The sequence below is a fragment of the Paraburkholderia gardini genome, from assembly GCF_907164545.1.
Taxonomy (GTDB): Bacteria; Pseudomonadota; Gammaproteobacteria; order Burkholderiales; family Burkholderiaceae; genus Paraburkholderia; species Paraburkholderia gardini.
This window is the reverse complement of record NZ_CAJQZB010000014.1, coordinates 92,157-114,294: the sequence shown is the minus strand read 5'-3', so window position 1 is coordinate 114,294 and position 22,138 is coordinate 92,157. Positions and strand designations below refer to the sequence as shown.

General features: G+C 60.6%; 29 protein-coding genes. 18 read left to right on the top strand and 11 right to left on the bottom strand.

The genetic code is table 11. From position 1 onward, the window contains the following. Positions 1 to 14: 14 nt before the first annotated feature. Positions 15 to 323: a hypothetical protein gene (locus LPA37_RS12525; RefSeq protein ID WP_324251880.1), complete on the top strand. Its 309-nt coding sequence runs from the start codon at positions 15 to 17 to the stop codon at positions 321 to 323. Positions 324 to 648: 325 nt separating this feature from the next. On the opposite strand, the gene LPA37_RS12520 is transcribed toward LPA37_RS12525, so the two are convergent. Continuing rightward, entirely contained in the window at positions 649 to 1,359 is a 711-nt protein-coding gene (locus LPA37_RS12520; protein WP_228978484.1) for a glutathione binding-like protein, read from the bottom strand. Between the two features lie 222 nt (positions 1,360 to 1,581). Here LPA37_RS12520 and LPA37_RS12515 point away from each other — a divergent pair, with 222 nt between their 5' ends. Then, positions 1,582 to 2,310 carry a pentapeptide repeat-containing protein gene (locus LPA37_RS12515; RefSeq protein ID WP_228978222.1) on the top strand — a complete coding sequence of 243 codons (729 nt, stop codon included), beginning with the start codon at positions 1,582 to 1,584 and terminating at the stop codon, positions 2,308 to 2,310. A 104-nt stretch (positions 2,311 to 2,414) separates the two neighbouring features. Further along, positions 2,415 to 2,654, top strand: coding sequence for a F0F1 ATP synthase subunit C (gene atpE, locus LPA37_RS12510; RefSeq protein ID WP_228875659.1), 240 nt, complete (start codon positions 2,415 to 2,417; stop codon positions 2,652 to 2,654). A gap of 6 nt (positions 2,655 to 2,660) precedes the next feature. Here atpE and LPA37_RS12505 read toward each other — a convergent pair whose 3' ends face one another. Next, a complete protein-coding gene (locus tag LPA37_RS12505) occupies positions 2,661 to 3,062 on the bottom strand; it encodes a DUF302 domain-containing protein (protein ID WP_229012709.1) in 402 nt (133 codons plus the stop codon). A gap of 204 nt (positions 3,063 to 3,266) precedes the next feature. On the opposite strand from LPA37_RS12505, the gene LPA37_RS12500 reads away from it, so the two are divergent. Further along, positions 3,267 to 4,010, top strand: a complete 744-nt coding sequence (locus tag LPA37_RS12500) for a ribonuclease activity regulator RraA (protein WP_229012708.1) — start codon at positions 3,267 to 3,269, stop codon at positions 4,008 to 4,010. 137 nt (positions 4,011 to 4,147) lie between these two features. Next, on the top strand, positions 4,148 to 4,441 hold the full coding sequence (locus LPA37_RS12495; protein ID WP_229012707.1) for a hypothetical protein: 294 nt from the start codon (positions 4,148 to 4,150) through the stop codon (positions 4,439 to 4,441). A gap of 49 nt (positions 4,442 to 4,490) precedes the next feature. On the opposite strand, the gene LPA37_RS12490 is transcribed toward LPA37_RS12495, so the two are convergent. Both LPA37_RS12490 and LPA37_RS12485 read right to left on the bottom strand, forming a co-directional pair. Next, on the bottom strand, positions 4,491 to 5,993 hold the full coding sequence (locus LPA37_RS12490) for a glycosyltransferase family 2 protein (RefSeq protein WP_229012718.1): 1,503 nt from the start codon (positions 5,991 to 5,993) through the stop codon (positions 4,491 to 4,493). A 35-nt stretch (positions 5,994 to 6,028) separates the two neighbouring features. After that, positions 6,029 to 6,637 (bottom strand): cytochrome b, encoded by a 609-nt coding sequence (locus LPA37_RS12485; RefSeq protein ID WP_229012706.1) that lies wholly within the window; start codon positions 6,635 to 6,637, stop codon positions 6,029 to 6,031. 344 nt (positions 6,638 to 6,981) lie between these two features. On the opposite strand from LPA37_RS12485, the gene msrB reads away from it, so the two are divergent. Further along, positions 6,982 to 7,494, top strand: a complete 513-nt coding sequence (gene msrB / locus LPA37_RS12480; RefSeq protein ID WP_228978234.1) for a peptide-methionine (R)-S-oxide reductase MsrB — start codon at positions 6,982 to 6,984, stop codon at positions 7,492 to 7,494. A 112-nt stretch (positions 7,495 to 7,606) separates the two neighbouring features. Beyond that, positions 7,607 to 8,347, top strand: coding sequence for a peptide-methionine (S)-S-oxide reductase MsrA (gene msrA / locus LPA37_RS12475; protein ID WP_228978236.1), 741 nt, complete (start codon positions 7,607 to 7,609; stop codon positions 8,345 to 8,347). A 223-nt stretch (positions 8,348 to 8,570) separates the two neighbouring features. Here the strand turns inward: msrA and LPA37_RS12470 are convergent, their stop codons facing one another. Continuing rightward, positions 8,571 to 9,167, bottom strand: coding sequence for a TetR/AcrR family transcriptional regulator (locus tag LPA37_RS12470; RefSeq protein WP_229012705.1), 597 nt, complete (start codon positions 9,165 to 9,167; stop codon positions 8,571 to 8,573). A gap of 308 nt (positions 9,168 to 9,475) precedes the next feature. Here LPA37_RS12470 and LPA37_RS12465 point away from each other — a divergent pair, with 308 nt between their 5' ends. The 4 genes from LPA37_RS12465 to LPA37_RS12450 all read left to right on the top strand — a co-directional run bounded on the left by LPA37_RS12465 (position 9,476) and on the right by LPA37_RS12450 (position 13,720). Further along, the gene (locus LPA37_RS12465) at positions 9,476 to 10,138 is read left to right on the top strand and encodes a DUF3313 domain-containing protein (protein ID WP_229012704.1); all 663 of its coding nucleotides are present in this window, start codon (positions 9,476 to 9,478) and stop codon (positions 10,136 to 10,138) included. 105 nt (positions 10,139 to 10,243) lie between these two features. Further along, entirely contained in the window at positions 10,244 to 11,515 is a 1,272-nt protein-coding gene (locus LPA37_RS12460) for a paraquat-inducible protein A (protein ID WP_229012703.1), read from the top strand. Positions 11,516 to 11,591: 76 nt separating this feature from the next. Next, positions 11,592 to 13,136 (top strand): PqiB family protein, encoded by a 1,545-nt coding sequence (locus LPA37_RS12455; RefSeq protein ID WP_229012702.1) that lies wholly within the window; start codon positions 11,592 to 11,594, stop codon positions 13,134 to 13,136. Beyond that, on the top strand, positions 13,133 to 13,720 hold the full coding sequence (locus LPA37_RS12450; RefSeq protein ID WP_229012701.1) for a PqiC family protein: 588 nt from the start codon (positions 13,133 to 13,135) through the stop codon (positions 13,718 to 13,720). Before LPA37_RS12455 ends, LPA37_RS12450 begins: the two co-directional genes overlap by 4 nt. A gap of 166 nt (positions 13,721 to 13,886) precedes the next feature. On the opposite strand, the gene LPA37_RS12445 is transcribed toward LPA37_RS12450, so the two are convergent. Together LPA37_RS12445 and LPA37_RS12440 are read right to left on the bottom strand one after the other, a co-directional pair. Further along, positions 13,887 to 14,183: a PXPV repeat protein gene (locus tag LPA37_RS12445; RefSeq protein ID WP_228978251.1), complete on the bottom strand. Its 297-nt coding sequence runs from the start codon at positions 14,181 to 14,183 to the stop codon at positions 13,887 to 13,889. 117 nt (positions 14,184 to 14,300) lie between these two features. Further along, positions 14,301 to 14,699, bottom strand: a complete 399-nt coding sequence (locus LPA37_RS12440; RefSeq protein WP_228978254.1) for a RidA family protein — start codon at positions 14,697 to 14,699, stop codon at positions 14,301 to 14,303. A gap of 288 nt (positions 14,700 to 14,987) precedes the next feature. Between LPA37_RS12440 and LPA37_RS12435 the strand changes: the two genes are divergently transcribed. Both LPA37_RS12435 and LPA37_RS12430 read left to right on the top strand, forming a co-directional pair. Continuing rightward, positions 14,988 to 15,602, top strand: a complete 615-nt coding sequence (locus tag LPA37_RS12435; protein ID WP_229012700.1) for a J domain-containing protein — start codon at positions 14,988 to 14,990, stop codon at positions 15,600 to 15,602. Between the two features lie 114 nt (positions 15,603 to 15,716). After that, positions 15,717 to 16,664 (top strand): RDD family protein, encoded by a 948-nt coding sequence (locus tag LPA37_RS12430; RefSeq protein WP_229012699.1) that lies wholly within the window; start codon positions 15,717 to 15,719, stop codon positions 16,662 to 16,664. A 70-nt stretch (positions 16,665 to 16,734) separates the two neighbouring features. Here LPA37_RS12430 and LPA37_RS12425 read toward each other — a convergent pair whose 3' ends face one another. Then, positions 16,735 to 17,007 carry a DUF1488 family protein gene (locus LPA37_RS12425; RefSeq protein WP_228978260.1) on the bottom strand — a complete coding sequence of 91 codons (273 nt, stop codon included), beginning with the start codon at positions 17,005 to 17,007 and terminating at the stop codon, positions 16,735 to 16,737. Positions 17,008 to 17,650: 643 nt separating this feature from the next. Here LPA37_RS12425 and LPA37_RS12420 point away from each other — a divergent pair. After that, positions 17,651 to 17,911 (top strand): DUF2866 domain-containing protein, encoded by a 261-nt coding sequence (locus LPA37_RS12420; RefSeq protein ID WP_324251879.1) that lies wholly within the window; start codon positions 17,651 to 17,653, stop codon positions 17,909 to 17,911. Here LPA37_RS12420 and LPA37_RS12415 read toward each other — a convergent pair. Further along, entirely contained in the window at positions 17,866 to 18,534 is a 669-nt protein-coding gene (locus tag LPA37_RS12415) for a hypothetical protein (RefSeq protein ID WP_228978508.1), read from the bottom strand. The two genes, LPA37_RS12420 and LPA37_RS12415, sit on opposite strands and share 46 nt — an antisense overlap. A gap of 158 nt (positions 18,535 to 18,692) precedes the next feature. Here LPA37_RS12415 and LPA37_RS12410 point away from each other — a divergent pair, with 158 nt between their 5' ends. After that, positions 18,693 to 19,349 (top strand): H-NS histone family protein, encoded by a 657-nt coding sequence (locus LPA37_RS12410; RefSeq protein WP_229012698.1) that lies wholly within the window; start codon positions 18,693 to 18,695, stop codon positions 19,347 to 19,349. Between the two features lie 94 nt (positions 19,350 to 19,443). Here the strand turns inward: LPA37_RS12410 and LPA37_RS12405 are convergent, their stop codons facing one another. After that, positions 19,444 to 19,806: a hypothetical protein gene (locus LPA37_RS12405; protein WP_228978263.1), complete on the bottom strand. Its 363-nt coding sequence runs from the start codon at positions 19,804 to 19,806 to the stop codon at positions 19,444 to 19,446. A 124-nt stretch (positions 19,807 to 19,930) separates the two neighbouring features. On the opposite strand from LPA37_RS12405, the gene LPA37_RS12400 reads away from it, so the two are divergent. Then, positions 19,931 to 20,785, top strand: coding sequence for a CHAD domain-containing protein (locus LPA37_RS12400; RefSeq protein ID WP_229012697.1), 855 nt, complete (start codon positions 19,931 to 19,933; stop codon positions 20,783 to 20,785). 204 nt (positions 20,786 to 20,989) lie between these two features. On the opposite strand, the gene LPA37_RS12395 is transcribed toward LPA37_RS12400, so the two are convergent. After that, positions 20,990 to 21,193 carry a cold-shock protein gene (locus LPA37_RS12395; RefSeq protein ID WP_090535384.1) on the bottom strand — a complete coding sequence of 68 codons (204 nt, stop codon included), beginning with the start codon at positions 21,191 to 21,193 and terminating at the stop codon, positions 20,990 to 20,992. 222 nt (positions 21,194 to 21,415) lie between these two features. Between LPA37_RS12395 and LPA37_RS12390 the strand changes: the two genes are divergently transcribed. Together LPA37_RS12390 and LPA37_RS12385 are read left to right on the top strand one after the other, a co-directional pair. After that, positions 21,416 to 21,688, top strand: coding sequence for a hypothetical protein (locus tag LPA37_RS12390; protein ID WP_229012696.1), 273 nt, complete (start codon positions 21,416 to 21,418; stop codon positions 21,686 to 21,688). 105 nt (positions 21,689 to 21,793) lie between these two features. Next, positions 21,794 to 22,054: a DUF6723 family protein gene (locus LPA37_RS12385; RefSeq protein WP_229012695.1), complete on the top strand. Its 261-nt coding sequence runs from the start codon at positions 21,794 to 21,796 to the stop codon at positions 22,052 to 22,054. The last annotated feature ends 84 nt before the right edge of the window (positions 22,055 to 22,138 follow it).

Genomic DNA, 22,138 nt, shown 5'->3' with positions numbered 1-22,138 from the left:
GCCGGGCTCCATGAATGTCGCACCGCGAATTGAAAGCAGCAAGCCATTTGATTGATCCGGTGATCCTTTCGACGGGACGCACGGGCAAGCGCAGGCATGGCCTCGCGCCCGGCGCCGTTTGTACATGTGTCGTTACAAAGTGGCCTTCGCAGGACCAGATGAGCTGCGTGTCGCAGGGACTTGTATCAGGAGCCGGGTTTCCAGGCGCCGGCGCCATCATCAAGCTGAGTGCCGGCCGGGAGGGCGCAGCCATCCTCAGTGTGGCCGCTGCACGCAGTGTCAAAAGCCAGAAGAACTGCCTCTTGATTAAGGGAAAACCCTGAGAGAGAAAACGACAATAGCGTGTCAAACCGGAACGACTAGACTGTAACCAAACGTAACCAAGTGTGACTAAGCAGTAAAGATAAGCACGAGGTTGGAAGCGAGTGGGACCGGTAAGTCGGGGAAAACGAAAGTTCGGGGAAAGGTAGTTCGGGGAAACGAAGAAGCAACCAGAAGAAGAACGAAAACAAAAACAAAAACAAAAGAAAACGCAGCGGATTCAAATCCGCATGCATGGGGGTAAATGGCCGCTGGTTTCCAGCGGCCATTTTTTTGTCCACGCGCATGGCGGCGCAGCGCGGGGGAATCCTCCGCTGCAACACTTCTTCAGGCAGGCGTGCGAGCGGGTATCGTCAACCCTTTCCCGACGGCCGGGCGCGCGATGAACGCCTGCAGTGCGCGTGTGACGTGCGGGAAGTCATGGATCGCGACCAGGTCGCCCGCTTCGTAGAAGCCGACCAGGTTGCGTACCCACGGGAACGTCGCGATATCGGCGATCGTGTAATCGTCGCCCATGATCCACTGGCGTGTGGCGAGACGTCCGTTCAGCACGCCCAGCAGACGCTTCGATTCGGCGACATAGCGGTCGCGCGGACGTTTGTCTTCATACTCCCTGCCCGCGAACTTGTGGAAGAAGCCGACCTGTCCAAACATCGGCCCGATGCCGCCCATCTGGAACATGACCCACTGGATCGTTTCGTAACGGCCGGCGGCGTCCCGCGGCATGAACCGGCCGGACTTGTCGGCGAGATAGATCAGGATCGCGCCGGATTCGAACAGCGCCAGCGGCTTGCTGTCCGGCCCGTTGGGGTCGATGATCGCCGGGATCTTGTTGTTCGGGTTCAGCGAAAGAAACGCGGACGACATCTGGTCGTTCGTCTCGAAGCTGACGAGATGCGGCTCGTAAGCGAGGCCCGTTTCTTCGAGCATGATGGAAATTTTCACGCCGTTCGGTGTCGGCAGCGAATAGAGCTGGATACGCTCAGGATGTTGCGCGGGCCACTTCGTTGTAATCGGAAAGGCGGAAAGATCGGTCATCTCGAGTTCCTGATTCGGGGTGGTGAGCGGTGACGCCGCGCCATTCAATGCATATCTGGCGGTATTCGGCGGTATGCGGCGGTATTCGTCGGACAGGACGATAAATATAAACACTTCCATGATTTCCTGCCCGGGATGGCGGCCAGGGTGCTGAAGTTAAAATGGCTCATGTGCCTTACCCATGCCGCGCGGCGCATCGTGCGCGGCACACTCCGACCTCACATGAACCACGAACTCTTTCCGGACGCTGCTCCTGGCCGCGTCGGTCACACCAGCCAACCCGTTGCATCGACAACCTTCACGCGCGAATCGCTCGAAGCGCTGCTTGCCGGCGCCACGACACCGCCCTCATTCGAAGACTGCGCGTTCGACATGGCCGATCTTTCGCGACTCGACCTGAGCGGATGCCATTTCACGCGCTGCACACTGGTGGAGGCGTCGTTCTTCGGCGCGCAGCTCAACGGCACGCGCTGGCGCAGCTGCCGCGGGCGGCAGGCCGATTTCGGCGCCGCCGATCTTCACGATGCGACGTTTCGCTCCTGCGATCTCAACAACACCAGCTGGCGGCGCGCGAAACTCGCGTCGGTATCGTTCAGCGAGAGCAAGCTGACGGGTGCCACTTTCGAACATGCATCGACGCTCGGATTGCAGTTCAGCGAGTGTCTGCTGATCGGCGCGGACCTGCGCGGCGTGTCGTTCAGAAAGGCGGCGCTCGATCAGCTCGATTTTTCCGATGCCGATCTCGGTGGCGCTGACTTTCGCGATGCCGTGTTCAACGGCGGCAGTCTGCGCAACGCGCTGTTGAAGAACGCGCGCTTCGCCGGCGCGGATCTGCGGGACGCCGACCTCGGCGGCCTGCGCCTCACGGATGCCGCGCAGTTTCGCGGCGCGACGATTTCGCACGCACAGGCCGCGTTGCTGATGGAAGAGCTTGGACTGCGGGTCGCGTAAGCGAACGGTGCAACGATCTGCTTACCTGTGAGGTAATTGAACGTCCGCGTGAGGCTGGCGAGAATCGGGTCGTAGTCGGGCCATGCAACCACCGGAGAAAGCAGATGACCAACGTCTCGTTCGTCGCACTCGCATGCGGCCTCATCATCGGACTCGGCGCGATCGGCGCGTGTATCGGTATCGGCATCATGGGCGGCCGCTTCATCGAAACATCCGGCCGTCAGCCGCAGATGATGACCGAGCTGCAAACACGGATGTTCCTGCTGGCCGGACTGATCGACGCGAACTTCCTGATCGGCGCCGGCATCGCGATGATGTACTCGTTCGCCAACCCGTTTCACTGACGGGCCTTACTGGAACGTCTGCGCCAATAGCTGTGCGACCTGCCGGAATGCGCCGGTAAGCGCGGCATCGATGCCGTATCGCTCGCTCAGCAACGCGCCGGGATCAAGATAATCGACGCATACCGGTTCCTGCGGGTCCTGCCAGATCGCGATCTTCAGCGGCAATTCCAGCGCGGCGTGCGGATTGGCCTGCATGACCGGCGTTCCGCCCCTGGGATTGCCGAAGAGAATCAGCCGCGTCGGACGCAGCGTCGTTCCAGATTTTTCCGCGGCGGCGGCCTGATCGATGTCGGCGAAAATCGTCATGCCGCGTGAAGTCAGTGCCTCGATGACAAGGTTCACGGTGCGGTCGAAATCGAAACGGCTTTGCAATGTGACGACGGCGGGCGGCGCGGTGAAGGCAGGCATGGTCATGATCCTTTGCGATTGGCTCGCTGCGGGAAGCGCAGCGCGGCTGCCGCCAGCATACTGCGCTTCGCGATGGCGGACAGCATGCGTGTACGCGTAATCCCTGGCGGGTGTGGGCATGGTCGTAGCGATAACATCGGCCGGCAAAACGCGCCGGCATGTCATGTCGCGAACCCGTCTGAATCTCACCACGGAACCCATCCGATGACTTCGACCGAACACCCCGTCAGCGAAGCAGCGCTCGAACAACTGCGCCATGTCAGCACCGCCACGCTCACGACGCAACTCTTCAAGCACGGCCTGCGCAACGTGTTCATCCAGGGCATCGTGCCGCTCGTGAAGCCCGCGGCCGGTGCGCCGAATCTCGTCGGCCCGGCCTTTACGCTGCGAAATATCCCGGCGCGCGAGGATATCGATCACGTCGGCATTTTTCAGGATCCTGATCATCCGCAGCGCAAGGCCATCGAAACCGCGCCGCCTGGCAGCGTGTTCGTGCAGGACTGCCGGGGCGAGCGCAGTGTCGCATCGGTTGGCTCGATTCTCGCGACGCGCCTCAAAATGCGCGGCGTCGCGGGCATGGTGTCGGACGGTCCGATCCGCGACAGCGCGACGATCGCCGCGCTCGGCCTGCCGCTCTTCTGCGCGGGCGCAAGCGCGCCGCTGAATCTGGCGAAGCATCACGCTATCGACGTCAACGTGCCGATCGGCTGCGGCGGCGTGGCGGTGTATCCGGGCGATATCGTCGTCGGCGATGCCGATGGCGTCGTGATCGTCCCGCGCCATCTCGCCGAAGAGATCGCACACGCGGCGGGCGAGCAGGAACTGATGGAAGCGTTCATCACGGAGCGCATCGAGGCGGGCGCGCCGCTGCGCGGCACCTATCCGCCGAACGAAGAAACGCTGGCCGCTTACCAGCAGTGGCGCAAATCGCGCAGCAAGCCGGAGTGACCGGCGCCGGATTTCATCTGCCCGAACACGAAACCGTTTGATGCGCCGCAGCGTGCCGGATGGGATTTCGACCCTTGAAATCAGGCACGAAGAATGCCTCTTTCTGACCTCACACTCCGTGGATCAATGAGGTCAATATGGAAATCGAATCAACTGCGTGGTTCCCGTTAGACCAGCACGCGCCTGTCCGCGACGGCTGGTACGAGGTGCAGCTCGTTAACGGAGACACGGCCTTCGCGAAGTTCAGCGAAGGCGAGTGGACCGAGAAACCGATGCTCGTTTTTACACACTGGCGTGGCCTTGTTTCCGATCCCGCCCAGTCAGACGAAACAGAAACCATCGACGCCGAAGTCACGGCGGCCGAAGGCGTCCGCGCGGCATGGAACGCGTTTTTCCCCGGCATCGGCGGCGAGGCGCATCAGAAACACTAAAAAGCGCTCGCTCGCGCGCCTGCCAGCCGCAACTGTCAGGCGCAGCACATCAATGCTCGTCCGGTGCGACGAGACCTGAACGGCGCTGCTTGCCCCACGAGCGTCCGCCGCGCAGGAAATGCAGCCAGCCCAGCACCGCGCCCGCATGGCGAATCAACTGGAACGTGAACGGTTCGGCGATCGCGGCCACCATTGCCATTCCGATGCTCGAGCCCGAACGGTCGCCCGTCCAGCGACGGTACAGATGCACGCACCACAGGTAGAACATGAGATCGATGGCGGTTTTCAGGCCAATCACGCCAAAGATCGAAATGACGATTGCGCCATGTCCGCCGAACACGAAGCCGAGCAGCAGCACGAATGCGGTGAGCCCGTAGACCGGCTGCATCGTATCGATTGCCTTGACGGGCAGCATCAGCATGCCGAGCGTGCCGTAGCGCGGATTGCCCGTCATGTCGCGATTCCAGTACTGCGTCTGCAGGAAGCCCGCGAACCAGCGACGCCGCTGGCGAAGAAAACCCGCCAGCGTGCCGGGCGCATCGGTGCGCGCGTGCGCGTTGCCGATCACGCTTACGTCCCAGTGCAAACCGTGATCGACCGCGTAACGGCGCAGGCGGTGAATCAGCTCGTAATCCTCGACCAGACACTGCGGATCGAAGCCGCCGACGGCGAGCAGCGCGTCGCGCCGGAACGAGGCAAACGCGCCTGAAATCAGCAGCAGGCTGTCCGCGCGCATCCAGGCAAAGCGCGCGATGAAATTGCGCATGTACTCGTACGTCTGGAAAAACTGAAAGAGCCGCCCCGCCACGGTCTTGCTGCAGACCGGCACGAGAATGCCCGCGGCGGCGACCAGATCGGGGTTCCCGGCAAACGCGGCGCGCATCGCGAAGGTGGCGTCGGCGGCGAGCAGCGTGTCGGCGTCGACGGTCATCACCGTCCCGGTCGTCATGACGGTAATGGCCGCGTTCAGCGCGCGCGCCTTGCCGCCGTGCGGCACGCGCAGCCAGTAGAGGTTCGGATACAGCGTGCTCGGCGCGCTCAGCTCGCCTTCGGCGGGCGAGATCAGACCAAAGCGACGTGTGAGGAGATCGTGTGTGCCGTCGGTCGAACCGTCGTCGGCGATGACGATCTGCGCCGGCCCGTGCGTCTGCTGCAGCAGCGCGGCGAGCGTTACGGGCAGCACGGCCGCCTCGTTATGCGACGCGACGATGACGCCCATGTCCGGCATCGTCGGGTTAGCCAGGTTAGCCAGGTTAGCCGCGCGTGCCGGCACGGCTGGCGGTTGCACCGGGCGGATCAGGGGCAGCGTTTTCAGCGTGACGAACGCGAGCAGCAAGGTGTCGTAGATCACGTACGCGATGCCCGTCGACCACGCGACGACGCCGTGCAGGAAGAACGCCCGCGCGAACAGCACCAGCCACAGGGCGACGACGCTGCAATGAATCGCCATGCCCAGCATCGTCGCCGGACGCGGCAGGATGCGCGGCGAGGCGAGCGCGAGCGCGCTTTCGAGCGAAGCTTTCGCGCTTCGCGCCGCGTCGGCGGAATTCACCGGCGCAGCCTCGACGGGAAGATCGACATCCTGGGTCACGGCAGCATCCGTTTCAGTACTGATTTGCGGTCGATCCATTCGTGCTTGAGTGCGCCGCCGATATGCATCGCGAGGAGCGCATACAGCGCGTAGCCAAGCCACGTATGCAGCGTGCCGAATCTGTCGTGCAGGTGCAGATGTTCCTTCACGGCCGGATCGATGTTCATGATGAATCTGATGCGCGGCCACGGCACGATGCCGAAGAGACGCATCGGATGCGTTGCCGCGTCTTTCCACGCGGAGTCGTGCATCCATCCCGAGAGCGGCAGACCGATCATCAGCAGGTAGAGCAGAAAGTGCGCGACGTGCGCCGCACCGCGCTCCCAGTCCGGAAAACTGCGCGGCAGCGGCGGCGGCCGGTGCGACGCGCGCCACAGGATGCGCAACAGCACGAGGCCCAGCACCGTAATGCCGATCGACTTGTGCGTATCGATGACGGGGCGCACCCAGTCGTCCGGAAGCGAATCCGCGCTCAACCCGAGCGCAACGTTGACGAGAATGAGCACCGCGATGATCCAGTGCAGCAGCATCGCGGTGCGGGAATACTGCGAAGGCGTCGTCGCGGCGGCCCGCTCGGCGCGCGACGGGTTGGCTTGTGTATTCATCGGTGGCGTCTTTAGAAGGATGAGGCGATGAAAGCTGTTAGAAATGGGGCGCTAGTGTATCCCGCTCGCGACCCTGTCATGGTCTCAAGTCAAACGCCGCTCGCGCGTACTTTATTCCGGATGCCCCCCTTTCGAACATTTCCGGATATTTCACGGAATAACCTGGTACTGGATGTGTAAACAGTGCAGGCGTACTGTCATTTATCGGCGCGTCGCGCGACTCATGCTCACGAACGCGCAAAAACGTTTGGCGGGCCCCGCAGGCAAACGTGCGGATTCCGGCCAGCGTCAGGCGCCGTGGCGGCCCTGACACCGGGGCCGGAGACATTACGCGGATGAATATCATGAAACGCTCGAAACGGATTTTCCTGAAGGTATTCGGGGCGACCACGCTCGCAGGCGGCACGGCCGCGTGGCGCCTGTTCGGCGCCGCGCCCGCGCAGGCGCAGGCGGCCGGCACGTCGTTCGAAGTCAGCCATTCGAACGCCGAGTGGCACAAGATTCTGACTGACGCGCAATACAACGTGCTGCGCGAGGAAGGCACCGAGCGCCCGTACAGCAGCCCGCTGAACAGCGAGCACCGCGCGGGCATCTTCGCGTGCGCCGGGTGCCGGCTGGACCTGTTTTCATCGAAGACGAAATTCGAGAGCCACACCGGCTGGCCGAGCTTCTGGAAGCCGCTGGATGGCGCCGTCGCGACGCAGACCGACACGTCGTTCGGCATGGCGCGCAACGAGGTGCACTGCCGGCGCTGCGGGGGGCACCTCGGACACGTCTTCGATGACGGCCCGCCGCCCACCGGTCTGCGCTATTGCATGAACGGCCTTGCGATGACGTTTACGCCCAAGGCCGTATGACGCCCGTGCCGCGACGGCCGTGTCCCGGCGCGGTTATCCGCACGTAAGGCAGCAACGGTCCTGCGCCGGCCGGGCATGACGCGAAACGGCGCGCTGAACGAGGACGTGGATCATGAAGTTCCTGACTCAAACTTTCAGACGGTCGACGCGCACGCGTGCGCTGGCCGTCGTGGTGGCGCTTGGCCTCGCTGGCGGCGCGCTTGTCGTCACGCAGCGCACGGCGATGTCGGCGGAAGCCGCTGTCGTGATCGCACCGCCGGCCATGGACGAACCGCCAACGGCCGCGCATACGGAGACGGCGGTGCTCGCGGGCGGCTGCTTCTGGGGCGTGCAGGGCGTGTTCCAGCATGTGCGCGGCGTGACGAACGTCGTCTCCGGCTACTCGGGCGGCGCGCGCGATACGGCCGAATATGAAACGGTCAGCACCGGGCAGACAGGCCATGCGGAATCCGTGCAGATCACGTACGACCCGTCGCAGATCACGTATGGGCGGCTGCTGCAGATCTACTTTTCGGTGGCGCACGATCCGACCGAGCTGAACCGGCAGGGCCCGGACGTCGGCACGCAATACCGGTCGGCGATCTTTCCGGCAAACGACATGCAGAAGCAGGTCGCGCAGAGCTACATCGCGCAGCTCAACAAGTCGCACGCGTTCCCCGCGCCGATCGTGACGAAGACCGATTCGCTGAAGGCGTTTTATCCGGCCGAGGGCTATCACCAGAACTATCTGACGCTGCACCCGGACTCGATGTATATCGCCATCAACGACCTGCCGAAGGTCGCGAACCTCAAGCGGCTTTTCCCGACGCTCTATCGCGACAAGCCGGTGCTTGTGACGACGGCTTCGAAATGAGCGCTGCCTGCGGTCTCGCCGCAGGCAGATAGTCGTTGCGTGTCAGGGACTTGAGCGAGGTGTGCGCAGGTTGTCCACAGCCTTGTGAACAAAATGTGGGGATAACCTGCGTGGGCCGGGGATGTTAGTGACGTCGTGAGCAGGGCGGCCGGCCGGGCAGGCCGCCCGTGTCGTTTCAGGCAGGCTCAAGCGCCACATCGACATGTGCCGATGCGGTCGACACTCAGCGCGCGGGCTTCCTGCGCGCTTTCGGCTGCGGCTTCTGGGCTTGCCAGCTATCTTCGTCGAGGAGACGCTCGAACAGCCTGTTCCGCGCAGCGTTGCTCAAAGGTGACAGTCCTAGCAGAGAGTGAAATGCCAGACCGCTGGCAGCGAAGTATCGCAACAGCGATAGATCGAGGTCGGTCGCTTCATCCTGCAACGCTTTCATTTTCGCTGCATCGGACGTCTTCATATCGTCGAGCAGAGTGGGATTTTCGACCAGTGCGGCGAGCACCGCCCGCGCCACGGAATGCGGCTGGTTGATGGACTCCCGATAAATCGCAATCTGGGCCGCCAGGTTCGGTTCGGCCTTCGATGCGCCTTCCTTTGCCATATAGTCGCGCGCAATCTGCTCGAACTGCTGTTGCTGATATTCCAGCAACGCGCACAACACGCCGTGCCTGGTGCGGAACTGATGCAGCAGTCCACCTTTGCTGATGCCGCTTTCGCGCGCCAGCGAATCAAACGTGAGCCCACCGACACCGTCCCGGGTCAGAATGACGAGAGCAGCCTCAATGGCCTTTCTGCGGGAAATCTCCGAACGGGTCTGGTTGTCCATTATCGATATTGATGACGTCGCGACGATTGTGGTGCAGCCCTGATGGCTGCCGCGACGTTATGGTGTTGTGCGGGTAATTCGTTGAAGTGAACCGGTTCGGCACGCGGCCTCGCCAGCTGCCAGCGTGAAAAGCGTTCGCCTCTGAAGGACCGGATTGTACCGCGCTGATTGTCAAAGAAACAAACCGTCTGGACGGTTTACATCCGGCCATGGTGATGCTACTGTTCGGCCTTATCGGTTCTCGCCTGAACTGAACGCCGTCCGGCACTCACCACCTGGCAGTCAATTTGCCCTTCAAGGAACACGCAATGTTCACGAACAAACTCGTCCCGCTTCTTTTCGCCGGCACGGTGGTACTGGCTCTCACGGCATGCGCGGGTGTGCAACCCGTTGCATACACGGGCATCTCTTCTTCGTCGCAGTTGAAGCAGAACCGGGATGACGATGCGGGCAAGGTGCCCTACAAATACACGGCTCCTGTGGTCTTGGCGCGATACACGCAGATCGTGCTGGACCCGGTGGTCGTGTATCAGGGTCATGACAACCAGTTCGGCGACATGAAGGCCGCCGACAGGACCGCGCTTGCCGATTACATGGCGAAGACGTTTTCGGACAGGCTGGCGAAGCGGTTCGACATTGCGAAGCAGGCCGGCCCGAACACCTTGCGGGTCAAGCTGACGCTTACGGGCGCCGAAAGCACGACATTGCTTGTCGGACAGGTCATGCATTTCGACCTTGCGGGCAATCTCTATAACGGAGTGCAGTCGATCCGCGGAGGGCAGGGCGCATTCAGCGGATCGGTTTCCTACGCGGTGGAAGTCTATGACAGCGAGAGCGGCCAGCTGCTAAAGGCATACGTTTCGAAGCAGTATCCGAATGCCATGAATCTGCCGGCAGCCTTCGGTTCATTGAGTGCTGCAAAGACGGGTCTCGACAAGGGAGCTGATGCGCTAGTAGCACAGCTTCATTGACCTGACTGGAGTCCGACGCGTTGCGCGCCCCCTGCCGGCAAGCCGGAGCCGCAGGTCAAAAGGCATGGGGCGTCGGGATCGTGCGCCAGAAACCGGATGCCGAAAATGAATGAAATGAAGTTGATTGCCTGTCGCGAATGCGAGTTTCTCCAGTGGGAGACGCTACTGCCGCAGGGCGGTACCGCGAAATGCCGACGCTGCGATGCCGCGCTCTATAAAAATTCGCCCGCGACGTTCGATCGGGCGCTGGCATTCACGCTGGCCGCCGCGATCCTGTTCGTGGTTGCCAACTGCTTTCCGGTCTTCGGGCTCTGGGTCAACGGCACGCTCGTTGAAGCCACGCTTTTCGGAGCAGCTTCACATCTGTACGTGAACGGTATGTGGCCCATTGCAGGATTGGTCCTCGTGACCACGCTATTGATGCCTTCGCTGAACATAGCGGTTGTGATCTATCTACTCTTGCCGTTGCATCCTGGACATATTCCCCGACGGCCCGAGTCCGGTCTTCGTCTGCTGCGACATGTCGCGCCATGGGGAATGATCGAGGTGCTTGTTCTTGCCATGCTGGTTGCGCTCGTCAAACTTCAGCATTTCGCAACCGTTGTCCCCGGCATCGCGACATGGGCGTTTGGAGCGGTGATGGTGTTGCTCGCGGCCGCGGCCGCCGAGTTCAATCCGCGTGAAATATGGGCACGTATCGAGTCTGCACGAGGCAACGGCGTCATGCCGCACGCCATCAAGACCATTACCACCGGGACTACCGCCGCACGCGCCGGTCTATTCGCCTGTCACGACTGCGGCATGCTCGGCAGCCCGCTCCCCGCTGATGTTCGAACCAGGAAGTGCCCACGTTGTAGTGCATCCCTGCATCTGCGAAAACCCGCCAGCCTCACACGCACCTGGGCCTTCCTTTTCGCGGCCATGGTTCTCTATATCCCGGCCGTACTTCTCCCGGTCATGGTCACCAGTACCCTGTTCGGCGTTCAAGCCGACACGATACTGAGCGGCGTCGTCTATCTCTGGAACGCTGGATCGTGGACGCTTGCAGTCATTGTCTTCATCGCGAGCATCGTAGTGCCGATGCTCAAAATCCTGTCACTGGCTTTTCTAGCCTGGAGTACCCAGCTGAACTCCCCTCTCATCCCATGTGGGCGAACACGTATCTACCGGATTGTGGAGTTCATCGGCCGCTGGTCGATGCTCGATATCTACGTCATCACGATTCTGGTCGCGTTTGTGCAATTCGGCTCGATTGCAACGATCGATGCGGGCCCTGGGGCGCTTGCATTCGGTGCGGTCGTCGTGCTGACCATGTTCGCCACGTTGTCATTCGATCCGCGACTCATATGGGACGCCGTGGAGCCGGGCGGTGAATAAGTTACCTGAGCAGAACGATGATCTCACCGCACCCGATTTTCCCGTCGCGGTTTCTGTCACGCCATCGAAGTGGCGCATGCAGCTTGTCTGGTTAGTCCCGCTAGTCGCCGTGCTGCTAGCCGGCTGGCTGGCAGCACAGTCGATCCTGCAAAGAGGTCCGACCATCACGATCAGCTTTGCTACCGGTGAAGGTATCGAGGCCGGCAAGACGAAGATCAAGTTCAAGAATGTGGATATTGGCGTAATCAGGAGCCTGACACTTTCCGACGATCACAAGACCGTGCTTGCCACCGCCGAAATGTCCCGCAGTGCCTCACGCATGCTCGTCGACAACACGCGCTTCTGGGTGGTGCGGCCACGGATTACAGGCGGCACCGTGTCGGGCATCAGCACACTGATATCTGGTGCTCACATCGGCATGGACATCGGCACATCGCACACGGCGCGACGCGACTTCACCGGTCTCGAGTCGCCGCCGGTCCTCGCATCGGGGGCGCCAGGACGGGAGTTCGTGCTGAAGAGCGACACCATCGGCTCACTGGATATCGGCTCGCCAGTATTCTTCCGGCGCCTTCAGGTGGGTCAGATCGTCTCTTACGCACTTGACGCCGATGGCACCGGAATGACCCTGCACGTCTTTATCAATGCTCCTTACGACAAGTATGTGACGAATGACACGCGCTTCTGGCACGCGAGCGGCGTCGATGTGACTCTGGATACAACCGGCGTGAAGATCAACACCGAATCGCTCGTATCGATCCTGGTCGGTGGCCTCGCATTCGAGAACCCGCCAGATACAACGGACAAAAATGAAGCAGACGCGCAACACCGGTACGCGCTTTTTCTCGACCGGGCCGACGCCATGAAACGGCATGACGCGATCGTCGACAAATATGTGCTGACCTTTAACGAATCTGTGCGTGGCCTGACGGTTGGCGCCCCCATCGACTTTCGCGGAATAGTTATCGGTGAAGTCTCGGCGATCCGTTCGCAGTTCGATCCGGTCAGGAAGGAATTCAGCATCCCTGTCGAGGTAAGCATTTTTCCTGAGCGCCTGATATCGCGCGACGACTGGCACGGCAACGTCGAGGGTACGCAGTCGGAACGAAAAACGTTCGCTGACTACCTGGTCGCGAAAGGGCTGCGGGCGCAGTTGAGGACGGCGAGTCTTCTTACCGGACAACTGTATATCGCGTTCGACTTCTTCCCCGCCGCGCCTAAGGCGACCATGGACTGGAGAAAAAAGACGCCGCAACTCCCAACGGTGCCAGGCAATCTGCAGGGCTTGCAGGACTCCATTACAAGCCTCGTCGCCAGACTGAACAGCATTCCATTCGAGGGAATCAGCACGGACCTGCGTAAAACGCTCAATGACGCCGACACGTTGCTAAACAAGCTCAATACAGATATTGCGCCTGAGGCAAAAGCAACACTAAGCGCGGCTCGTGAGGCACTCACGTCGGCGAATCGCACGTTGCAAAGCGACTCGCCGTTGCAGCAAAACGCCGCGGAAACAATGCAGGAACTGTCACGGGCTGCCGTCTCGATCCACTCGCTTGCCGAGTATCTCGACCGGCATCCAGAGGCGCTTCTCCGTGGCAAGGTCGAGGACAAGCCATGAACAGGTTGACGTCGTTATCTTTCACGATAATCGCGCTGGGTCTTCTCGCGGGGTGCGCAACCTCGCCGGAGTCGAAGTTCTACACGTTGAGCCCGGCTCAGGTTGCCGAACCGTCGAAAGCGGTAGATCGCGTGATCATCGCGATCGATCCGGTTTCGGTTCCCGAACTGATCGATCGACCGCAAATAGTCTCGAGGCTGAGCGCGAACCGTGTGTCGATCGACGAATTTGCTCGTTGGGCGGAGCCCCTGAAGAGTCAGATCGCACGCGTACTTGCTGCGGATCTTGCACAGTTAATTCCGGGAGCCATCGTATCCACTTATCCGCAGCGTGTGGACGAAAACGCATACCGCGTATCGGTCGACGTGCAAAACTTCGATTCATCAATGGACGGCACAGTGATGCTACGTGTGATCTGGTCCGTGCGTCCGCCGAAGCAGGGAGAAAAAATGAGCGGGCGCTCTGTTGTAACCGGGACGGCTACCGGTCCTGGCTACGACGCCCTCGCTAGCGCATATAGTCGAGCCCTCGCTTCGGTGGCAAGCGATATCGTTGCAGCGACGCATTCGGCGATGCGGCAGTGAAAGCGAAGAGTCGCCGGGCCTGACAGCAATTGCACTGGCGAAGCGAACGGCGAACAGGCTGAAGCGCGACAAACGGCGTTTGCACGCGGTCAATGATGAAAAAAGCGCAAAGGGCGGATTGCCGTCACTTGCGCCGATTCTGTTTCCCCTGAGCGTCGGGCTGAACTCAATCCCCGCGCCATCCGCCGTGACGCCCACGCCATTCGTGTTCGCGCCAGGCTTCACGATGCCACTGACGCTGACGCCATTCGCGCTCACGCCACTGACGCGCGCGCCAGTCGTCGTAGCCGCCATAGCCGTAGCCTGCGACGACCGGCGCGGGCGCCACATAGACAGGTGCGGGTGCGTACACCGCAGGGCCCGGAATGCCGAGTCCAATCGCCACATCGACATGCGCGGATGCGGCTGACGACGCCGCGAGCACGGCGATACCCAGTACTGTTCCAAGGATCTTCTTGTTCATCTGTTTCTCCTTGCACGTCGTGTGCGTTGTCAGTGACCACGGCTCGAAGTCTATGAGGCGAGGTCGGACACAGGTGAAACAGCGATGCGAGAAAGGTAACGCTACGTTACGAAGCACTTACGGCCTGCGCGCGATGAAATCGATCTCCACGAGCGCGTCGCACGCGAGCGCCGTCACGCCGATACATGTGCGGGCCGGCAATGCGTTCTTCGGAAAATACGCGCGGTACGTCTCGTTCATCGACGCAAAATCGCGTTTGAATTCGGTGAGGAAGATGCGTGCCGATACGACGTGTCCGAGTCCAGATCCCATGCCTTGCAGCACGAGCACGAGGTTATCCATCACGCGCTTTGTCTGCGCGACGACGCCCTCGGGTAACGCCGCGTGATCGTCGTCGGGTGACGTCGGCATCTGTCCGGTGATGAAGATCCAGCTGTCTGATTCGGTGGCGTGACAGAACGGGCCGACCGGCGTCGGCGCGCCCGGGACCATCCAGAACTTGATGTCGTGACTCATGGGCGTCTCCTTGTGTGGGCGACCGGCGTGATGGGGTTCCGTCAGAAGGTAGCGCGCCAAAAAAAGCGCTGCGCAGATCACGCGCCTGCGTTTGCATCGGTGGGCGATAGTCGTTTCCGGTCATGCACTTGCGACGTATCCGGCGCGGTTGTCCACAGGCTTGCCAACACAAAGTGGGGATAACCTGCTGGTTCCCCCATCCGGCACGCAATCGGCGGACTGCTGTAACAGGCGCGCATTTTTCACATGCTACGATGACCCGCAATGTGATCGACAGGCTGACAGGCAATGACAACCCTCTATAACACGCTGGGCGTGTCCGCGAGCGCCACGGGCGAAGAAATCAAGCGTGCTTACCGGAAAGCCGCGATGCGCTGGCATCCGGACCGCAACGCCGGACACGAGGAGCTTGCGCGCGCGGCGTTTCAGGACATCAAGAGCGCGTACGCGATCCTCTCCGACGTCTCGCAGCGCGAGGTCTACGACGCCGTGTACGCCGAGCAGATGCGTGGGTGGGAAGCGCACCGGGAACGTGAAGCGCGCGAGCAGGCCGAACGCGAAGCGGAGGCGCGCCGGGTGGCCGAAGCGGAATACGCGGAACGGGTCGCCGTGGCAATGCGCTTCGCTGACGAGGGACATAATCGCGATGTCGTTTTCGGCGTGCTCATCGGTCAGCAATGCGAAGCCGGTCTCGCTGCGCAGATCGCGGCAAGCGCGGTGGCGTTGCACGCGTCGCGGCAGACATCACCGGTGGTCGAGGAGGCTCAGGTCGCAGCCGCTGACGCCGCACATCACTCCGCTGCATCCGACGGAGATACCCGCCATGCAAATGCAAAAGCAGATGTGCCGGGCGGTGGCCTCGGTACGCTGTGGTATCAGTTCCTGAGCGGACTACGGCTCTGATCGAAGGTACCCCTTGTGCGGAACTGAGTGGTGCCGCACTCTCGCCTGTAGACGCACTCCGGGCGCCGCAGTAGAGTTCAGAAAAATTCTATCTGAAAAGAACGCGGGGGCGACATGACATACAGGTCATGGACGGTCAGGACACTCGCTGTCCCTTCGGCAATCTGGCTGGCGTTTGCCTGCGGTTTCGCCGTTCACACACTCAATCCACTGTTCGCGATGCTGGCGCTCGGAATGGGGCCGATTGCCTTGCTGTGGGCCATCGTGTGGCTCTTCGCAAGCGCGATGGGCAAGGAAAGGCTGCCGGCGACGCAAGGCGATGTCACGTTTAAAACGCAGCCGTTAGCCAGCGTCCCGCATGCAACATCGCCCGCCGGTGCGCCGCATCTGGCAGCCGTGAGCGCCGATCCGACGACGGTCGCACCGGCGGCGACGGGCGCATGGCGTCGCTACGCTGCGCGGACACTCGACCTGCTGCTCTGGACGTTCCTTGCCGGCTACGTCGTGGCGTTTGTCAACACGGTGACGGGTTGGCACCTGCTGCAGTTTCGCTCGATGCTTATGGTGAACATGAGTTTTCTGGGCATGGTTTATCTGCCACTTGCGCTCTTTCTCGACGCCCTGGTTCACGCCGCGTGCGGGAATAGCATCGGCAAGGCATTGCTGGGCATTCGCGTCGTGGAGCCGGATGGCGCCGCGCCTTCATTTGGCCGTTATCTCGCGCGTAATTTCTCGGTGTGGGCGCGCGGCTTTGCGTTTGGCCTGCCCGCTGCGCAGCAGCTTGTCATGATCCTGAATGCGGTACTACTTAAGCGCGACGGGATTACCGCATGGGATGCGCGTCTGAAGTTTCGTGTGATTCGCGAACCGTGCACGGCCGTTCACTATCTGCTGGCCGTTGTGTTTGCGGCGTTGCTTGTATCGACGGTTGCTTACCATCGCGCGATGCATCACAGCACTGGCGCCTTGCCGCCAGCAGCGAAAATGCGGCCCGAAGCGACACGTGTGAAACCCGCAATCAGCAAAACGCTGGAGACAGTTGCGGGCGCTAAAAAGCTTTAGTCATTGCAGATGTGGATGCGGTGCCCGCTGATAACCAGGACCATGCTCGCCGTGTCGATCATGCGTTGGGCTAGCGTCGCGTGCCGAAGTCGCTCGCGGTAACGACGACGCGTCCACCAGGATTAGCCAGCAGTTTTCTTTCCGCGACGGCGAAAATGCGTTTGCGGCCGTCGTTGAACGTTCTGAGGATTCGCGCTTCGGATGCGCCGGGCTGCAGCCAGAAATGCTGCTCCAGCGCTTCGCGCGTTATCGAGCACTCATGGTCCTTCTCCCGAAGTGACAGAACGAAGATCACTGCCCGTCTGTCGGGCGAGATACTGGGCTCGATCTGCACAGTCTCCATGACGTTCCTCGCAGCATCCGGTTGGCCAGCGAAACCTCACACTTCGCGTGGCGCCCGGATTAATTTAACTAACAGAAGCACGGAGCGTGCGCGTTTTAGCGTTGCCACCGGAACGCGCCGCCCGGTAGCGTCCATGCTCCGGCAGGAGGCCACGCGGGACATTTCATCAGCAATTCGTGTACCAGACCGTTAGCCGCCGCACGGTAATGTCATATATGCGGGATCTGGCTCGGGCTTTCGGGGAGTCACCCCTGCGGGTATTGCAAGGCCGGACCTGGGTTGTCACCTGGGAGAGCACCGACGCTATTCGCGCCGTCGTCGCCCGCGGGTGGTTGCGAGGTGGGACCGGGTGCGCTTATGACGCTCTCCTCACCGGTGTCATTCACCGGTCGCGCAAGCTGCGTGCCCGCCGTAACGATTGCGGAATACACACGGCCGACTGGTTCGCGCGTCGCTGCATACGTTGTTTCGCTGCCAGGCCTGTTTAAATCCAACCTTTTACGTTCGCCTTAAGGCTCGCTTAATTGTTCGCTGCGACTATGAGTCGACCCCTGTTTGGCCGCCAGTTCATCGGCGGCAATTTTTTTAGGCACGAGGGGAGTTCGACGTGAAGCGAAATGCAACCAGCAATGGAGAGTCGACGATGGTTCAGGATAATGTGCGTGAACAGCTTCGGGCCATGTCCAGCGCGGAGCGCGGATTCGCACCACGGACGTGCCGGATTTCCGAGCCTTTTCAGCCGCTCTGGGGGCGCCCGTACCGGTTTGTCGAGTGGTCGCCGCATGCGGAAGAAGATGCGTGTCGCCGCGTCGTGCCTGCGGAAAGCAGCGCGGAAGAGATTGTCGCGACACTCATGGCTCACGTTCCCGGAAGGCGTGTGCGACTTTCCGGCGAAGACGCCTGAGGCAATACCTGCGACAGCGGTGCTGGTTTCACGCGTGCCTTTTTAGCAACTGCTAACTCCACAGCCTGTTTAGACGCATGCTTCGCGAACCGTAGCTTGAGATTCGCGAGATGCCGCCGCGTGCCTGTTGTCGGTCGCTTTAATACCGCCACCTTATTCGGGGGCGACGAGTTCCGTTTCATCGGCAAACACGATTGAATGTGGAATGAAAAGCGTCTGATACCTCTTTTCCCGGGGTTCCAGACGGCTTGCTGCTCTTCAAGGAAAGCATCATATTCGAGACGATCCGACCCGGCATATTCGCCACCCGGCCGGATGTTCTCGCGTATTGAAAGATAAACAGTCCCGACATCTGCGCCCAGCCCGTCGAAGAATCCGAGGTCGCCCGAGACACGGGTAAGCGCTTTGCCGGAACAGTTTGCGACGTGGATCCTGAGTGTCCGCGGGGCGTAGTCATGACGGCCTGCCGTCTGGAACCCATGGATGGTGTTTTTCAGCAGTGCTGATTCCAGTCCGGGACGGAGCTTTCGAAAGCGATGCAACCGGCTGTCGTGATTTTGGTTTATGCAGCTAAAGCGAACGGCTTTCAGAATCTGAATCCGGTTGGCGGAGATATGAAGCAAGCTTGAAAAGCGGCTTTAAAGTGAATGTCGAAAGCGAAAGAAGCGAGCGGTGAATGATGCAGCTGTTGCTTTAAAAACGTGAAGTATTGACAAAACTTTTGTCATTGAGTGGTTGTACGTGGCATAGTGCGACCATCTAAACCTGAAGGGAGGCTCTGATGGCCACACTGGAACAGATCCAGGCGCGACTGAAAAAACTCCAGGCGCAAGCCGATGCGCTTATCGCGCGCAAGACACAAGTAGCGGTAAACCAGATTCGTGAACTGATGCTCAAGCATGGTCTGACGACAGCGGATATTGAAGCGAAAGCAAAAGCACGACGTGAGGCAAATGCTTTAAGCGGTCGTTCGGCGAATGGCAAGGCAAAACCAGTCGGTGCTGCCAAAGGCAAACTTCCGGCGAAGTATCGCGACCCGAAAACAGGTGCTACATGGAGTGGCCACGCACGTCCGCCAGTCTGGATCAAGAACGTCAAGGACCGCACGAAGTTTCTGATCGATGCGGCGGCGGAATCGGCCGCTGCGGTATCGGGTGCCGCCGGGAAAGCGAAGGTCACGGCTAAACGCGGCGCTGCTGCTAAAAAGACAACGGCAAAGAAGGTCGTTGCAAAGAAAACGGCGGCTGCAAAGAAAGTGACCGTGAAAAAAGCCGCCGGTGTAAAAACGGCAGTAAAGCGTACTGCCGCGACTGCCGGTAGAAAGGCTGCTGTCAAAAAGACGGCAGCTAAAAAAGGGGCGGCTAAAAAGGCAACAGCGGTGAAGAAGGTCGCGGTCAAAAAGATCGCTGCTGCTGCGGACACTGTTGCTGCGTCGTAAGTCGTGGATGCGCGTCGTCGGGCGCAAATGGTTCGACGACGCAGTGGACACGGCCAGAACCGGAACCGGTTTTGCCGTCGTGCTCGCCATGTTGTTAGCGATCGCCACCTGAAGGCGCCATGATCGCTCGGGTGACTTTAGATTTCGACTGAAAACCTGATCCGTTTTTAAAGACGATGTCCATGAATACCGGCTTGGGTATGTAAATCTCGCGATCCGCTTCCGTAAGCCTTGCCTTCGACAGGCGCATAGAATTTCGCTGCCTTGCGGGTAGCGAATTCATCACCGAACACCATGTGAAGCGCGAGTGCCGCAATGATGCCAGGCACGATCGCGAGCGCCGCCTGGATGAAAGTTCTGCCGGGCGGCGATCTGGCAATTCTGGCCAGACGATGTTGCTCACTACGCGCCCCGTGGTCCATGTTTGTTTTTCAATGGCTTGTTTTTCAGTGTCCACTCTCCCGTCATAGGGTCGAGAGCACTGCTCTCCCGTGCGTCTATGATGAAGCAAGAGGATGCGCACGCGCGTTGGCAATCTCTTTTCCGGGTTCGCATAAAACCCTCTTCGTGTGGGGGATCGAATGAAGCGCGACGATACAACTGACACAGGTACCGGCATTGAAGCCCGGCAGGACGCTGCTGCCGCATTCTCATCGCTTGCGTCGCCGCTCGTTCACGAGGCAATCGCATGCGCTGCGCTGTTAAGCGAGGACGCCGAGCCCGAATCGATTCACGGGCTGCGTGTCGTGCTGCGACGCTTGCGTTCGCTGTGGTGGGCCTACAGGCCGCTCTTCGATAAAGACGTCGTCAGGCAACAGCGTTCGCTGCTCAAATTCCTCGCGACGACTGCCGGCAAAACGCGCGACTGGGACATTCTCCTGCAGTTGCTCGAAGAAGAAGTAGAGGCCGAATCCGCCTCTTCGAGCGAGCTAAAAGCGGTGCGTGCACAGGCACTGACCATGAGTGTGGAGACACTCGCGAACGCGGGCGTGAAAGACGTGCTGCGCGCAACGCTTTCGGACGCAGCGAAGGCGCTGAACACTGCGCACGAGTGCGTATCGCTCCGGAAATTTGGAGACCGTCGGGTCGCGGCGTGCGAAAAGTTACTGCGCAAACGGATGAAGCGCGCTTCACGTGCGAAGAAATCCGACTACGCGTCGTTGCATGAAGTGCGAAAAGCAGGCAAGACACTGCGCTATCTGCTCGAGCTGTTTGAACCGGTATTGAACGGCGATCATCGCCGGACGCTCAAACGCCTCACGAAAATCCAGAAGCGGTTTGGTGCGCTGAACGACGTCGTCGCGAGTGAAGCACTGCTTGAACAGAACGAAAACCTGTTTGAGGACCGCGGCGCCCGGGATTCCGTCTTGCGATGGCTGAAGCAGGAGCGCAGGCGGCGCGTGCGGGCCGCGCGCAAGCTGTTGTGCGATGCGTAGATGTGCCGTTGCCGTCGCGCGATACGAACGACGAGGCGATGGATCAACACGTTGAATACCCGTGCGGGTAGAGCGGCATGAAGCGCACGACACGCGCAACACCAACGACCCGTCACGCGGCGGCGACTGTTTCGCTGCCGTTAAAGTACGAATGGCCCGCGAGGGCGGGCCATTCGTAGTCGCAAAACCGACTTGTCCAGCTGCTTACAGCGGCTGGATGTTGGCGGCTTGCTTGCCCTTCGGTCCTTGCTTCACTTCGAAGCTAACCTTCTGATTTTCTTGCAGCGACTTGAAGCCGCTACCTTGAACTTCAGAAAAGTGTGCGAACAGATCTTCGCCGCCGTCATCCGGCGTGATGAATCCGAAACCCTTCGCATCGTTGAACCACTTCACGGTACCAGTTGCCATTTTTAATCCAGTAAAAGTTGTGTTCCATCGCGGCCGCCGTATTTCTGGATCGGCAGACGCGAAGTTAGAGTTGTACCACGCCTTTATGAAAACCGCCTATCAGCAAGTACACGGGGTAACGATTTTTTGCGATATTCGCGCCTTCTTTTGGTGCGCCCGGGTGGTCACAAATCGTCGCCGATAGTGACCAGGGTAAACTGGACCCACACATCCAGGAACTCCATGACACATTATTTGCAAGATGAATTGACTGCCTTTTGGGGCCGGCTCACCCCTTATTTCGTAATTCTTGAGTCAAATCAACAGGATGGAACCGATCCCATCGGCCGCGTGACGATCGATACCGACGACCATCAGGCCTTCGCGCTTCACACCACCGACGTCAAACCGGCAGGCGATACATCGGAAAATCCGACCGGGCAGAGTGCGACCTACACCCGTTTCAAGCTCGCGGGCGCTGAATGGGGTCCGTGGCAGCGGGAAACCTGGCAGTAACGCGGTAAAAGGGACGTCACCGTCCCTGTCTCTTTCGCCAGCGGTGCGACAGCGGGCCTTGAGGTCGCTGGATGGCCGCCCGGCACAGCAATCCAGAAGCCTGTCATGCCCAACTTCAGATTTATCCCCAGTATGCCCCCCACGTCGGAAGACGATTTCGACGTCTTCGCCACGACGAAACTCGCCGGCTATCTCCGGTTCTACGGGGTTTTGCGGGTGGTTCGAAAGACGGATGGGAAAGTGTTGTTTCCCTTCGACGGTGCGCCGGAATTCGGCCCTTTCGCGACGAAAAACGAGGCGCTGGCGGCCGCCCAGGTGCAGGGCGAGCAGATCGTCGCCGGCGACCTGGCGCACCCGGAGCTGTAGGCGTTCAAGCCTTTCAGGTCCGTCACCAGAGCGCCGGCAAGCGGGTCGGCGGCGCGTTGCGCGTCTACCGGCCCGCCCGCCAGC